This window comes from Micrococcus antarcticus (assembly GCF_044872765.1).
Lineage (GTDB): Bacteria > Actinomycetota > Actinomycetes > Actinomycetales > Micrococcaceae > Micrococcus.
This window is the reverse complement of the sequence record NZ_CP085253.1, coordinates 521,814-535,376: the sequence shown is the minus strand read 5'-3', so window position 1 is coordinate 535,376 and position 13,563 is coordinate 521,814. Positions and strand designations below refer to the sequence as shown.

Annotated in this window: 14 protein-coding genes; 11 read left to right on the top strand and 3 right to left on the bottom strand. The window is 73.0% G+C overall.

Annotated elements, in window-relative coordinates; genetic code table 11:
- Positions 1 to 4: 4 nt before the first annotated feature.
- Positions 5 to 415 (bottom strand): DUF4870 domain-containing protein, encoded by a 411-nt coding sequence (locus LG274_RS02535; protein WP_298711033.1) that lies wholly within the window; start codon positions 413 to 415, stop codon positions 5 to 7.
- A gap of 105 nt (positions 416 to 520) precedes the next feature.
- A complete protein-coding gene (locus LG274_RS02530) occupies positions 521 to 1,381 on the bottom strand; it encodes a DUF3097 domain-containing protein (protein ID WP_319074257.1) in 861 nt (286 codons plus the stop codon).
- A 78-nt stretch (positions 1,382 to 1,459) separates the two neighbouring features.
- On the opposite strand from LG274_RS02530, the gene hrcA reads away from it, so the two are divergent.
- The 11 genes from hrcA (at position 1,460) to LG274_RS02475 (ending at position 12,432) form a co-directional block, all read left to right on the top strand.
- Entirely contained in the window at positions 1,460 to 2,473 is a 1,014-nt protein-coding gene (hrcA, locus tag LG274_RS02525) for a heat-inducible transcriptional repressor HrcA (protein WP_298711027.1), read from the top strand.
- Positions 2,474 to 2,504: 31 nt separating this feature from the next.
- A complete protein-coding gene (dnaJ, locus tag LG274_RS02520) occupies positions 2,505 to 3,632 on the top strand; it encodes a molecular chaperone DnaJ (protein ID WP_404465180.1) in 1,128 nt (375 codons plus the stop codon).
- Positions 3,629 to 4,381, top strand: coding sequence for a 16S rRNA (uracil(1498)-N(3))-methyltransferase (locus LG274_RS02515; RefSeq protein WP_248115576.1), 753 nt, complete (start codon positions 3,629 to 3,631; stop codon positions 4,379 to 4,381). The genes dnaJ and LG274_RS02515 overlap by 4 nt, the downstream gene beginning before the upstream one ends.
- A gap of 80 nt (positions 4,382 to 4,461) precedes the next feature.
- Entirely contained in the window at positions 4,462 to 5,484 is a 1,023-nt protein-coding gene (locus LG274_RS02510; protein WP_404465178.1) for a PhoH family protein, read from the top strand.
- A complete protein-coding gene (gene ybeY, locus LG274_RS02505) occupies positions 5,474 to 5,947 on the top strand; it encodes an rRNA maturation RNase YbeY (RefSeq protein WP_298711020.1) in 474 nt (157 codons plus the stop codon). The genes LG274_RS02510 and ybeY overlap by 11 nt, the downstream gene beginning before the upstream one ends.
- 11 nt (positions 5,948 to 5,958) lie before the next feature.
- Positions 5,959 to 7,293, top strand: a complete 1,335-nt coding sequence (locus LG274_RS02500; RefSeq protein ID WP_404465176.1) for a hemolysin family protein — start codon at positions 5,959 to 5,961, stop codon at positions 7,291 to 7,293.
- A 72-nt stretch (positions 7,294 to 7,365) separates the two neighbouring features.
- Complete coding sequence (gene era, locus LG274_RS02495; RefSeq protein WP_248115572.1) at positions 7,366 to 8,328, top strand: GTPase Era; 963 nt, start codon at positions 7,366 to 7,368, stop codon at positions 8,326 to 8,328.
- Positions 8,329 to 8,555: 227 nt separating this feature from the next.
- A complete protein-coding gene (locus tag LG274_RS02490) occupies positions 8,556 to 8,891 on the top strand; it encodes a hypothetical protein (RefSeq protein WP_404465173.1) in 336 nt (111 codons plus the stop codon).
- Between the two features lie 145 nt (positions 8,892 to 9,036).
- Positions 9,037 to 10,767: a 2-isopropylmalate synthase gene (leuA, locus tag LG274_RS02485; protein WP_298711013.1), complete on the top strand. Its 1,731-nt coding sequence runs from the start codon at positions 9,037 to 9,039 to the stop codon at positions 10,765 to 10,767.
- A 7-nt stretch (positions 10,768 to 10,774) separates the two neighbouring features.
- A complete protein-coding gene (gene recO / locus LG274_RS02480; RefSeq protein ID WP_404465171.1) occupies positions 10,775 to 11,614 on the top strand; it encodes a DNA repair protein RecO in 840 nt (279 codons plus the stop codon).
- Positions 11,611 to 12,432 carry an isoprenyl transferase gene (locus LG274_RS02475; protein ID WP_404465169.1) on the top strand — a complete coding sequence of 274 codons (822 nt, stop codon included), beginning with the start codon at positions 11,611 to 11,613 and terminating at the stop codon, positions 12,430 to 12,432. The genes recO and LG274_RS02475 overlap by 4 nt, the downstream gene beginning before the upstream one ends.
- 10 nt (positions 12,433 to 12,442) lie before the next feature.
- Here the strand turns inward: LG274_RS02475 and LG274_RS02470 are convergent, their stop codons facing one another.
- On the bottom strand, positions 12,443 to 13,507 hold the full coding sequence (locus LG274_RS02470) for an alpha/beta hydrolase (protein ID WP_282442532.1): 1,065 nt from the start codon (positions 13,505 to 13,507) through the stop codon (positions 12,443 to 12,445).
- Between the last annotated feature and the right edge of the window lie 56 nt (positions 13,508 to 13,563).

Here is a 13,563-nt window from a genome sequence, read left to right as displayed (position 1 = left end):
CGGCTCAGCGCAGGACGCGCAGGTTGAACGGGTAGCGGAAGGGGCGGCCCTTCGACACGTTCGCGGCCCCCATGACGCCGTAGCAGGACATGGCCACCCAGGTGAGGGCGCCGAGGATCGCGAGAATCGGCCCGATGACCGGGAGGGCGCCCAGGAGCAGGAAGAGCACCACCAGCAGCGTGGGCGGCACGGAGAAGTTCAGCGCCTCCTTGGCCTCCTGCGCGGTGAACGGTCCGCGGTCACGGTAGCGCAGCCACACGAGCAGCGGTCCGAGACATCCCAGCGCCACGCTCAGGTGCCCGAAGGCGGCGCGGTCTCGGTCCTGCTTCGCGCTGAGGGGTCCGCCCTCGGTGCCGGCGGAGGCCACCCAGGCCGCGGCACGGGGCTGGCCGGTCTGCGGCGGGGTGGTGTTCACGGCGGATCCTCCTGAGGGGCGGCAAGGTCCCGGCCGCACGGGGCGGGCGCGGGGCCCGATCAGTGTAGCGCGGCGACGGGAGGCGGAGCCGGCGCCCCGGCGTGCTCAGCCACGGTCCTCCGCGGTGAGGAAGTCGATGAGCTCCTCGACCCGGCCCAGCAGGGACGGCTCGAGGTCCGCGTACGTGGTGACGTGGGAGAGCAGCCGCTTCCAGCCCAGTCCGGTGGCCTCCTTCGTGCCGTGGGGCCAGCCCAGGCCCTTCAGCACGCCGGTCTTCCAGTCCTGGCCGCGCGGGACCACGGGCCAGGCCTCGATGCCGAGCACGGCGGGCTTGACGACCTGCCAGACGTCCACGTAGGGGTGGCCCAGGATGAGCACGTTGCCGGCCGCCCCGGGCACTCGCATCGCCTCCGCGGCGATCCGCTCCTCCTTCGAGCCCGTCACGAGGTGGTCCACGAGGATGCCCAGGCGGCGCCGGGGGCCGGGGGAGAACTCACGGATCGCCCCGGCCAGGTCGTCCACGCCGTGCAGCGGCTCCACGACGATCCCCTCGAGGCGCAGGTCCTCGCCCCAGACCTTCTCGACGAGCTCGGCGTCGTGCACGCCCTCCACCCAGATCCGCGACGCGCGGGCGGTGCGCGCCCGGACCCCCTCCACGCGGCGGGATCCCGACGCCGTCCGGGCGGGCGCGCGCGACGCCGTCGTCGTCGCGGGGGTGAGGGTGACGGGCTCGCCGTCGATCCAGAATCCGCCGCCCAGGGGGAAGGAGCGGCGGACGCCGCGGCGGTCCTCCAGGACCACCACGTGCACGCCGCCGGAGCGCTCCGTGCGCACGACGGCGCCGGTGAACCCCGAGCCGACGTCCTCCACCACGACGCCGGGGGAGGCCGGCACCTCGGGGGTGCGCCGCGCCGGCGGTCGGGTCAGGGAATCGTGGCCCGCGGGGCCCCACGTGCTCCAGTCCATGTCGGGCACGGTACCAAGGGCGGTAGGATTGGCACTTGGATGTGGCGAGTGCCAGACATCGGAGGGAAGGAGACCGTCATGACGGAGCAGCCGCGCCGACTGCAGGTGCTCCAGGCCATCGTGGAGGACTACGTGGCCCTCAGCGAGCCCGTGGGCTCCAAGGCCATCGTCGAGCGTCACGCGCTGGGCGTCTCCTCGGCCACGGTGCGCAACGACATGGCCGCCCTCGAGGAGGAGGGTCTGATCGTGGCCCCCCACACCTCCGCGGGGCGGGTGCCCACGGACAAGGGCTACCGCGTGTTCGTGGACCGCATCTCCGAGGTCAAGCCCCTCTCTCCGGCCGAGCGCCGAGCCGTGCAGGCACTGCTGGACTCGGAGCAGGACACGGAGCACATGATGGAGGCCACCGTGCGCCTCCTCGCCCAGCTGACCCACCAGGTGGCCGTCGCCCAGTTCCCGCACGAGGACGGCTCGACCGTGCGCCACCTCGAGCTCGTCTCCCTGACGCCCACGCGCGTGCTCGCCGTGCTCATCCTCTCCACCGGCCGGGTGGACCAGCGGGTGGTCCCACTCGAGCGTCTCGTGGCGGAGGATGACCTCGCCGCGCTGCGCCTGCTCCTGCTCCAGGCGATGATCGGCCGAGGGGCCGGGCAGGCCGCCGCCCTGCTGGACGCGGCCGTCACGGGTGTGCGGCCGGAGCAGCGTCCCACGGCGGACGCGCTCGTCGGCGCGGTCCGCAGCCTCCTGGAGGCGGGCCGACAGGACCGGATCGTCATGGCGGGCACCGCCAACCTGGCCCGCTCCACGGGGGACTTCGGCGCCTCGATCGGACCGATCCTGGAGGCCCTCGAGGAGCAGGTGGTGCTGCTGCGCCTGCTCACGGAGATGGAGCAGGACGCGCACGGGGTGTCCGTGCGGATCGGCTCCGAGAACGCCGGCTCGCTCGCGGACACCTCCGTGGTGGCCGCCGCCTATGGGCCGGGCGCCGTCGCCAAGGTGGGCGTGGTGGGCCCCACGCGCATGGACTACCCCGGCACCATGGCCTCCGTCCGCGCGATCGCCCGCTACCTCTCCCGCATCCTCACCCCCTGACCTCGACCCCCGCGAAGGAAGTGCCCCCACCGTGTCCGACCACTACGAGACCCTCGGCGTCAGCCGCGACGCCAGCACCGAGGAGATCCGCCGCGCGTACCGCAAGCTGGCGCGCACCCACCACCCGGACGTGAACCCCAGCCCGGAGGCCGCGGAGCAGTTCAAGCGCATCTCCCACGCCTACGAGGTCCTCTCGGACGAGGACAAGCGCCGCAGCTACGACACCACCGGCAACGAGAACGGCTCCGCCGGGTTCGGCGGCGGCTTCGGCGGCTTCGGCGGTGGCGGCTTCGCCGACATCTTCGAGACCTTCATGTCCGCGGCGGGCGGCGCCGGCCGGGGCCCCGCGAGCCGGACGCGCCGGGGACAGGACGCGCTCGTCACCGCGCAGATCGACCTCAAGGACGCCGTGTTCGGCAGCGAGCAGACCCTCCACCTGGACACGGCCGTGCGCTGCGAGCGATGCGAGGGCTCGTGCTGCGAGCCCGGCACCGACCCCGAGACCTGCGAGACCTGCCACGGCCGCGGCATGGTGCAGCGGCCGATGCGCTCGATGCTCGGCACCGTGATGGCCACCGAGGCGTGCCCGGCGTGCCGCGGCTTCGGCACCGTGATCCCCACCCCCTGCACCGAGTGCTCGGGCCAGGGACGAGTGCGCACGGAGCGCCCCCTCACCCTGCGCATCCCCGCCGGCGTGGACGACGGCACCCGCATCCACCTCGCCGGCCGCGGAGAGGCCGGCCCCGCCGGCGGCCCGAACGGCGACCTCTTCGTGGAGATCGCCGTGCGCCCGGACCCCGTCTTCCGCCGCGAGGGCGACCACCTGGCCACCACCGTGACGGTCCCGATGGCCGCCGCCGCCCTCGGGACGAGCATCACCCTCGACACCCTGGACGGCAAGCAGAGCGTGACCCTGGAGCCGGGCACCCAGTCCGGGCACGTGGAGACGCTGCACGGCCTCGGCGTGGGCCGGCTGCGCGGCTCCGGTCGCGGCGACCTCAAGGTGGACGTGGTCGTCACCACCCCCACGGACATCACCGGCGAGGAGCGCGAGCTCCTCACGCGCCTGGCCGAGATCCGCGGCGAGGACGTGGTCCACGGCGCCCCGCAGCAGCGGGGCGTGTTCGCCCGCCTGCGGGAGAACCTGAAGAACCTGTGACCGCGCCGCTGTTCCACCTGGCGGCGGGGGCGCTCGAGGGAGCGGCCGCCGGGGCCACCGTGACCCTCACGGGCTCCGAGGCCCGGCACGCCGCCGCCGCGATGCGCCTTGCCCCGGGGGAGTCCGTGCTCGTGGCGGACGGCTCCGGCCGCCGCGGCCACGGGACGGTGCTGGCCGCCTCCCCCGACGCCGTCGACGTGCGGCTCGACGAGGTGGACGAGGAGCCCGATCCCGCGCCTCGCCTCGTGCTCGTCCAGGCCCTGGCCAAGGGTGACCGCGACCTCATGGCGGTCCAGGCGGCCGTGGAGCTCGGGGTCCACGCCGTGGTCCCGTGGGAGGCGGAGCGCTCGATCGTGCGGTGGAAGGGTCCCAAGGCCGCCAAGGCCCGGCAGAAGTGGGCCGACACCGCCCACGCCGCGGCCAAGCAGGCCCGCCGGGCGCGGGTGCCCGAGGTGCGCGAGCCCGTCTCCGGCACGGGCGCGGCGTCCCTGGCGCGGGAGGGACGCGTGCTCCTCGTGCTCCACGAGGACGCCGCGGACGGGCTGGGTGCCCTTCCGGAGGCCGCGTGGGCCGGGGCCGAGGAGATCGCCGTGCTGGTCGGTCCGGAGGGCGGGATCTCACCCGCCGAGCTGGACGCGTGCCGGGACGCCGGGGCGCACCCGGTGCGGCTCGGACCCCACGTGCTGCGCGCCTCGACGGCCGGCCCCGCCGCACTGGCCGTGCTCGAGCACCGGCTCGGCCGCTGGTGAGGGGCCCGTCCCGCGCCCGGCCGTCCGCCTAGACTGGACCCGAGCATCCCGCCCCCGACCGAACAGGTGATCCGCCCCTCGTGACCGTTCCCGCCGTCCTCCCCCCGGACTCCGCAGAGGAGTCCGTCCAGTTCGAGACCGCCGACCTCATGGTCCGCGCCTTCGGTCCCCAGGACGCTCTGCTGCGCATCCTCGGCGGCGTGTTCCCGGCGGTGGGCCTGTCCGTGCGGGACCAGCGGCTCGACCTCTCCGGTCCCGCGCCGGACGTCGCCGCGGTGCGCCGCGTCGTGGAGGACCTGCGCTCCATCGCACGCCGTGACGCCGCCGTCACCCCCGAGGTGATGGAGCAGGTGGTGAACCTCGTCCGCGGAGGCCGCGTGGGCGCCGGCGCCCTGCACCTGGACTCGATCCTCTCCGGCCGCGGCCGCACGATCCGCGCCAAGACGCTCCACCAGCAGGACTACGTCGAGGCGATCGACCGCTCCACCGTGGTGTTCGGGCTCGGCCCGGCCGGCACCGGCAAGACCTACCTGGCCATGGCCAAGGCCGTGCAGGCCCTCCAGGCCAAGGAGGTCACGCGGATCATCCTGACCCGCCCGGCCGTCGAGGCCGGGGAGCGGCTCGGCTTCCTGCCGGGCGGACTCAACGAGAAGATCGACCCCTACCTGCGCCCGCTCTACGACGCGCTGCACGACATGATCGAGCCGGAGTCGATTCCGCGGCTCATGGAGTCCGGCGTGATCGAGGTGGCCCCGCTGGCGTACATGCGCGGCCGCACCCTGAACGACGCGTTCGTGATCCTCGACGAGGCGCAGAACACCACGGGCGAGCAGATGAAGATGTTCCTCACCCGCCTGGGCTTCGGCGCCCGGATGGTGATCACGGGGGACACCTCCCAGGTGGACCTGCCCCGGGGTGTCACCTCCGGCCTGGCCGAGGCCGTGGACGTGCTCGAGGGGGTGGACGGGATCGAGATGGTCCGGTTCGACTCCTCCGACGTCGTGCGCCACGCCCTCGTCAGCGCGATCGTGGACGCCTACGACCACCAGGCAGCCGCCGACGCGCGGACCACGACGAAGGGACGCCGCGGCCGTGGCCATTGAGATCGTCAACGAGTCCGGGATCGACGTCCCGGAGCGGGACCTGCTGGGCATGGCCCGCCACGTCTACGCCCGGCTGCACGTCCACGAGCTGGCCGAGACCGCCGTGACCGTGGTGGACGCGGACCGGATGGCCCAGCTCCACGAGGAGTGGATGGACCTGCCCGGGCCCACGGACGTCATGAGCCTGCCGATGGACGAGATCACCCCCGGCGCCCCCGAGGCGCCGAGCGAGGGCGTGCTCGGCGACGTCGTGCTGTGCCCCGAGGTGGCAGCCGAGCAGGCCGCGCGCGGCGGGCACACCCGCGACGACGAGCTGATGCTGCTGCTGACGCACGGCATGCTCCACCTGCTGGGCTACGACCACATGGACGAGGAGGACCGCGTCGAGATGTTCGAGCTCCAGGACCGGCTCGTGAGCGAGTTCCTCGGCCGCCCCGCCCCGGCCCCCACCATCGAGGACTGATCCCGCCCGCCATGTTCACCCCCGTCGCACTCGCCGCGCTCTTCGTCGTCTTCATCGCCTTCACGTGGGTGCTCGCCCTCGCCGACTCCGCCCTCACGTACATCTCGCGCCGCGAGGCCGAGGAGGTCCTCCGCGAGCATCCCGGGTCCCGCATCCTCGAGGTGACGGCGGAACGGGACGCGCACCTCGGCGCCCTGCGCGTGTGGCGGTTCATCACCGAGGCGCTCGGCGCCGTGTGCCTGACGGCCGCTGCCGTGTGGGTGCTGGAGGGCGTGTGGGCCGCCGTCGGGGTGGCCGCCCTCGTGCTCGTGGCGACGGCCGCCCTGCTGGGCGTGTGGAGCCCGCGGCCGATCGGCTCCCGCAACGAGACCGCCGTCGCCCGCCGTACCGCAGGCCTCGTGTGGGGTCTGCGGCGCGCCCTCGGTCCGATCGGCACGCGGCTCGGCCAGGACCGCCGCCGGGGGGACGACGAGGTGAACGAGGAGGACGACTTCGAGGAGCGTCACCTCCGGGAAGTCGTGGCGCGCGCTCACGACGCGGACGTGCTGGCCGACTCCGAGGCCGAGCTCATCCAGTCCGTGTTCTCCATGAACGACACCATCGTCCGCTCCGTCATGGTGCCGCGCACCGACGTCGTCACGATCGACGACGACCACACCCTCGCCCAGTCCATGGACCTCTTCCTGCGCTCGGGCTGCTCCCGCGTGCCGGTGATCGGCGAGGACGCCGACGACGTGCGGGGCATGCTCTACCTCAAGGACGTCACCCGGGCCCTCCACCACGAGGGCGCGGCCTCGGGCGATCCCGTGACCAGATGGATGCGGGACGTGCGCTTCGTCCCGGACTCCAAGTCGGTGGCCGGCCTGCTGCAAGAGCTGCAGCGCGAGTCGACACATGTGGCCATCGTGGTGGACGAGTACGGCGGCACCGCCGGGCTCGTGACCCTGGAGGACCTCATCGAGGAGATCGTCGGCGAGATCTACGACGAGGACGACCTCCCGGACCGCCCCGAGGTCGAGGTGATCGAGCCCGGCGTGTACTCGGTGGACGCCCGCATGGGCATCGGGGACTTCCGCGAGGAGTTCGACCTCCCCGAGCCGGAGGATCACGAGGACGACGACGTCGACACCGTGGGCGGCCTCCTGGCCAAGGAGCTCGGCCGCGTGCCGATCCGCGGCTCCCAGGTCACCGTCCAGGGTCTCGTCATCGTCGCCGCCGCGCTCGAGCCGCGCCGCAACCGCGTGGACCGGCTGCGCGTGATCGAGACCGAGGACCGCCCCCCGCGTGTACGTCGCCGTGACGAGGAGCCGCACGGCTCCACCGCGGTGGACCCTACCGCCCACTGAACCCCTCGGCCTCGCGTGACGGGGCCGAGCGCCATGGCCGGGCGACCGCGCGGCCCGACCCGAAGGATCCCCATGACCTCCCTGCTGCCCCCGCTCGTCCCGGAGGGCCACCGCTCCGGCTTCGCCTGCCTCGTGGGGCGGCCGAACGCCGGCAAGTCCACGCTCACCAACGCGCTCGTGGGGGAGAAGGTGGCCATCACCTCCTCCAAGCCGCAGACGACGCGGCACACCATCCGCGGGATCGTGCACCGGCCGGACTTCCAGCTCGTGTTGGTGGACACCCCCGGCCTGCACCGCCCTCGGACCCTGCTGGGCGAGCGGCTCAACGCCCTGGTGCAGGAGACGCTCTCCGAGGTGGACGTGGTGGGCTTCTGCCTGCCCGCCGACGAGAAGATCGGCCCGGGGGACCGCTTCATCGCCCAGCAGCTGGCCGCCCTGCGCCGCACCCCCGTCGTGGCGATCGTGACGAAGACGGACAAGGCCGACCCGGCGCAGGTGGCCGAGCAGCTGCTGGCCGTCACCGCGCTGGGCGACGAGGTGCTCGGCCCGGAGAACGGCGGGAAGGGCTTCGCCGCGGTGGTGCCGGTCTCCGCGGTGGCGGGCCGCCAGGTGGAGGACGTGGAGACCGTCCTGGCGGAGCTGCTGCCCGAGGGGCCGCCGCTGTACCCCGACGGCGAGCTGACGGACGAGCCCGAGGTGATCATGGTGGCCGAGCTGATCCGCGAGGCGGCCCTGGAGGACGTCCGGGACGAACTGCCGCACTCGGTGGCCGTGGTGGTGGAGGAGATGAACCCCCGCGAGGGGCGGCCGGCGGACCGGCCACTGTTGGACGTCTACGCGAACGTGTACGTGGAGCGCGACTCGCAGAAGGGGATCATCATCGGCAAGGGCGGCTCCCGGCTGCGGCAGATCGGCTCCGACGCCCGCAAGGGGATCGAGAAGATGCTGGGCACGCCGGTGCATCTGGACCTGAGGGTGAAGGTCGCGAAGGACTGGCAGAGGGATCCCAAGCATCTTCATCGTCTGGGCATGTGACAGTCACAGACTGCCGTTGGGGGTGGGTTACCCGCTGGCAGTACCGTGGTTGTTCAACAATCCACCGAGGCGTCCCGCCTTCTCATCGTCGTGCTCCTGTGCGTGGCGTGGGTCCGTGGGGCATCGAGCTCTCAGCCCAGTCCCGATGGCGTCGTCGACCAGAGGACCCCATGGCTTCTGCTGAGAGCACCCACACCCTGTCCGCAGCCCCCGTCTCCCGTCGCAACGTGACCAAGGGACTGGCCTGGTCCTCGCCAGCGGTGGGCATGGTTGCCGCGGCGCCTTCGTACGCGATCTCCGGCACCGCGTGCACGAACGCGGTGCCCACCCAGACGAGCCTGATCTCCACCGCCGGCACAAAGGCCACGTTCCGCGCCACCTCGTCAACCGGGCAGACCTATACCGTCACGGTGACCACCCAGGGCGTCGTGAATGGGCAGACCTACGGGAACCCCTCGGCCCCGAGCGATGTCGCGCGGTCCTACAACATGACCGTGGGAAGCATCGCCATCAATGGCGGGAGGTCTGCAACCGGTGTCGTATCCTCCGCGCCCACCAGGTGAGACGCATCGGGTCACCTGACCGCCCCGCGCGTCGGGAGGGTATGGAATAGGAGAGAAGCCCGGTCCATCCTGGACACCCCGGCCCGGACAGTCGACGCGTCGGCGGCTCCATCCCCGCCGTCGCACAGGAAGAGGTGACGCGCCCATGCGCAATCTGCAGCAGCCCTCGGGCATGAAGCACGGCAAGTACGTGCCGTACCACGAGCAGATCCAGGTGCACCTGCCGGACCGCACGTGGCCGGACAAGGTCATCACCGAGGCGCCCCGCTGGTGCGCCGTGGACCTGCGTGACGGCAACCAGGCGCTCATCGACCCCATGGGCCCGGACCGCAAGCTGCGGATGTTCCAGCTTCTCGTGCAGATGGGCTACAAGGAGATCGAGGTCGGCTTCCCCTCCGCGTCCCAGACCGACTACGACTTCGTGCGCCGCCTGATCGAGGGCGACCACATCCCGGATGACGTCACCATCCAGGTCCTCACGCAGGCCCGCGAGCACCTGATCGAGCGCACCTTCGAGTCGCTCGAAGGTGCCGACCGGGCCATCGTGCACCTCTACAACTCCACCTCCGTGCTGCAGCGGCGCGTCGTCTTCCGCCAGGACGAGGACGGCATCGTGGACATCGCCACCTCCGGCGCCCGCCTGGTGAAGAAGTTCGAGGAGCAGCTCTCCGGCACCGAGATCACCTACGAGTACTCGCCGGAGTCGTACACGGGCACCGAGCTGGAGTTCGCCCGGCGCATCTCGGACGAGGTCGCCACCGTCCTCGAGGTGTCCACGGATCGCAAGATGATCCTCAACCTGCCCGCCACCGTGGAGATGGCCACCCCCAACGTGTACGCGGACTCCATCGAGTGGATGCACCGGAATCTCGAGCACCGGGACGCCGTCATCCTCTCCCTGCACCCCCACAACGACCGCGGAACCGGCGTCGCCGCCGCCGAGCTGGGCTACCTGGCCGGCGCGGACCGGATCGAGGGCTGCCTCTTCGGCAACGGCGAGCGCACGGGCAACGTGGACCTCGTGACCCTGGGCATGAACCTCTTCTCCCAGGGGATCGACCCGATGATCGACTTCTCGGACATGGACCACGTCCGCCGCACCGTGGAGTACTGCAACCAGCTCCCCGTCCCCGAGCGTGCCCCCTGGGGCGGCGACCTCGTGTTCACCGCCTTCTCCGGCTCCCACCAGGACGCCATCAAGAAGGGCTTCGAGGACATGGAGCGCCGCGCCGCCGAGGCCGGGACCCACGTGGACGAGCTCGAGTGGGGCGTCCCGTACCTGCCGATCGACCCGCGGGACATCGGCCGCTCCTACGAGGCCGTGATCCGCGTGAACTCGCAGTCCGGCAAGGGCGGCGTGGCCTACCTGCTCAAGTCCGAGCACAAGCTGGACCTGCCGCGCCGGGCGCAGATCGAGTTCTCCCACGTCATCCAGGAGCTCGCCGACGCCCAGGGCGGCGAGGTCTCGGGCGCCGACCTCTGGAAGGTCTTCCAGGACGAGTACCTGCCCGCCGAGGACGCCGCGGACCGCTGGGGCCGCTACCGGATCGGCTCCGTGGAGTCCGCCTCGGACGAGGACGGCGGCTTCCGCATGACCGTCGAGCTCGCCGTCGACGGCCGGGTGGAGACCCGCACTGCCACGGGCAACGGCCCGATCGACGCCTTCCTCGCCATCCTCGCCCAGGACGGCACGGACGTCCGGGTGCTCGACTACACCGAGCACGCCCTCTCCGAAGGCGGTTCCGCCATGGCCGCCGCGTACGTCGAGGCGGCGGTCGGCGACCGCGTCCTGTGGGGCGTCGGCCTGGACCACAACACGACGACGGCCTCCCTCAAGGCCCTCGTCTCGGCGGTCAACCGCGCCATGCGGGCATGATGGTCGGGTGACCGGCTCCACCCGGCGCTCCTCGGGGGCGCGGCACGGCGGCTTCGCGGCGAACTCGTATCGCACCGAGGCCATCGTGCTGCGCACCCGGGACCTGGGGGAGGCCGACCGGATCGTCGAGGCCCTCACCCCCGAGCACGGGATCGTGCGCGCCGTCGCCAAGGGCGTGCGGAAGGCGTCGTCGCGCTTCGGCTCCGTGGTGGAGCCCTTCATGCACTCCACCCTCCAGGTGGCGCGCGGCCGGGGCGAGCTGCAGACGATCACACAGGCGCAGCTGCTCCACCCCTACGGCAGCGCGCTCGCCGCGGACTACGACGCCTTCACCGCCGCCGCCGCGCTCGCTGAGACGGTCCAGCGGGTCGCCGCGGTCGACGACGTCGGGCGGGCGGCCCAGTACCGCCTCTTCCACGGGGCCGTGGCGGCGCTGGCACGCCGGGCCCACGCCCCGCGGATGATCCTCCACTCGTTCGTGCTGCGGTCCCTCGCCCAAGCCGGCTGGGCGCCGTCGTTCTCGGCGTGCGCGCGCTGCGGCCGGCCCGGCCCCCACGCCGCGGTGAACGTCGGCCTCGGCGGGGCGGTGTGCCTGCACTGCCGGCCTCCCGGCTCCTCCCACCCGGCTCCGGAGACGCTGGCCCTGCTCGGCGCGCTCGCGCAGGGGGACTGGGACGTCGTGGACGCCGCGAGGGAGGCCGCGCAGCGGGAGGCGGCCGGTATCGTGTCCGCTTACCTGCAGTACCACGCCGAGCGGCGGCTCGTCTCCCTGTCCGTCCTGGACCAGGGCATCACGGGCCCGACGCCGCCCCGTCCCGCCCGGCCTCCCGCCGAGAGGAGCGCATGACCGTCCCGCCCAGCCCCTGCCTCACGCCCCCGCCGCATCCGTCGGGCGCCACGGCCCCGCGGATCGACCCGCGCTTCATCCCGCGCCACGTGGCGATCGTGATGGACGGCAACGGTCGCTGGGCCAATCAGCGCGGCCTGCCGCGCACCGATGGCCACCGCGCCGGCGAGGCGGCGTTGCTCGACGTCGTCGCCGGGGCTGTGAACCTCGGGATCGGCCACGTCTCCGCCTATGCGTTCTCCACCGAGAACTGGAAGCGCTCCCCGGACGAGGTGCGCTTCCTCATGGGGTTCTCGCGGGACGTGCTGCGTCGGCAGCGGGACACGCTGCACTCATGGAACGTGCGGATCCGGTGGAACGGACGTGCGCCACGGCTGTGGACCTCCGTGATCAAGGAGCTGCGCGAGGCCGAGGAGCTCACGCGGCACAACACGGGCACCACGCTGCACATGTGCGTCAACTACGGCTCACGCGCGGAGATCACCGACGCCGTCCAGGCCCTGGCCGAGGAGGTCGCCGCTGGCCGGATGCGCCCCGGCGACATCCGCGAGGACACCATCACGCGCTGGCTCGACCGGGCCTACCGCGCGGGGGAGCGGGGGATCGACGTCACCCCGGACGTGGACCTCTTCCTGCGCACCTCCGGGGAGCAGCGGCTCTCCAACTACCTCCTGTGGCAGTCGGCCTACGCCGAGCTGCTCTTCCTGGACGTGCTCTGGCCCGACGTCGACCGGCGCACCCTGTGGGACGCCGTCGAGGCCTACGCCCGACGCGACCGGCGGTACGGCGGCGCGGTGGACGCGCCCGGCGCGGGCTGAGCCCGGGGCCTCACGCGCGCGGCGGCGCGTAGGCCGACAGCCAGCGCAGGGTCTCCGCCGCGGCGGCCCGCCGGACGGGAGCGGGGGAGGCGAAGACGTCGTGCAGCGCGTCCGGGTGGCGCTGCACCATGACCCGGTCGCCCAGCCGCAGGGCCCGGCGCGCCATGCTCACCGGATTGAGCACGATGTCCGCCGAGCGCATGGCCTCCCCGTAGCGCGTGCCGCGATGTCCCCGCCCGGCCACGTGCACGAGGACCGGCTCCCGGACGTCGAGCCCTGCGGCCACCGTCCGGTGGCCGGCGAGGACGGCGCCCAGCCAGGCGGCCGGCACGTCGAAGGCCCACCGGGGCCGCCAGAGCGGATGCAGGTCCCACTCGCCGTCCGCCGCGTCCGAGAGAGTGCGCCAGTAGTGGTCTATTCGGGGGAGCTTGAGCATGGCGTACGGCTGCAGGGCCGAGACGGGGTCCACCACCGCCCTGGCCATGAGGCGCACGCCCGTGCTGCCCTGCATCTCGAGCCACGGGCTGTTGAGCACGAGGGCGGCGGCCCGGCCGGGGTGCCGGTCCGCCCAGAGCGCGGCGATCAGCCCGCCCGTGGAGTGGGCCAGGAGCACGGGCGGCAGCGGGTGGTCCTCGGCGAGCACCGCGAGAGCGGCGTCGAGGTCGGCGTCATAGCGGGCGAGGTCGTCCGTCCAGCCGGGGGTCTGCCCCGGTCGCAGGGATCGGCCGTAGTGGCGCAGGTCCACCGCGTGGAAGGCGTACCCGGCCTCCTCGAACGCGTGGGCCAGCGGGGCGTTGTAGAAGTAGTCGCTCCAGCCGTGCACGGCGAGGACGGCGCGGCGCCCGTCCCCCCGAGAGCCCCCCGGGCGGACCACTGTGACAAGGTTCTGGCCTTGTTCGTCCACCTCCAGCCCCAGGGTCCGGCGTTCGAAGCCCTCCATCAGGTCCGGCACCCATCCGCCGCCCGGGGCATCCTCGAGCAGGGCCGCGTCCGGGCGGGTCGCGTCCGGGCCGGCGGCGGGGAGGGCGACGTCGTCCGACGTGGGAGGGGCGGAGTCGGGGTCGCCGGAGGACATGGCTCCACTCTAGGCAGGGGGGGCCGGCGGGGATGTCGGTGCCGCTCCGGGGGGAG

Bases quoted from the DNA above. Each gene is read 5' to 3' on its own strand.
- LG274_RS02530 (WP_319074257.1), bottom strand. From the start codon at position 1,381: ATGGACTGGAGCACGTGGGGCCCCGCGGGCCACGATTCCCTGACCCGA.
- hrcA (WP_298711027.1), top strand. From the start codon at position 1,460: ATGACGGAGCAGCCGCGCCGACTGCAGGTGCTCCAGGCCATCGTGGAG.
- LG274_RS02500 (WP_404465176.1), top strand. From the start codon at position 5,959: ATGTTCACCCCCGTCGCACTCGCCGCGCTCTTCGTCGTCTTCATCGCC.
- era (WP_248115572.1), top strand. From the start codon at position 7,366: ATGACCTCCCTGCTGCCCCCGCTCGTCCCGGAGGGCCACCGCTCCGGC.
- leuA (WP_298711013.1), top strand. From the start codon at position 9,037: ATGCGCAATCTGCAGCAGCCCTCGGGCATGAAGCACGGCAAGTACGTG.
- LG274_RS02475 (WP_404465169.1), top strand. From the start codon at position 11,611: ATGACCGTCCCGCCCAGCCCCTGCCTCACGCCCCCGCCGCATCCGTCG.
- LG274_RS02470 (WP_282442532.1), bottom strand. From the start codon at position 13,507: ATGTCCTCCGGCGACCCCGACTCCGCCCCTCCCACGTCGGACGACGTC.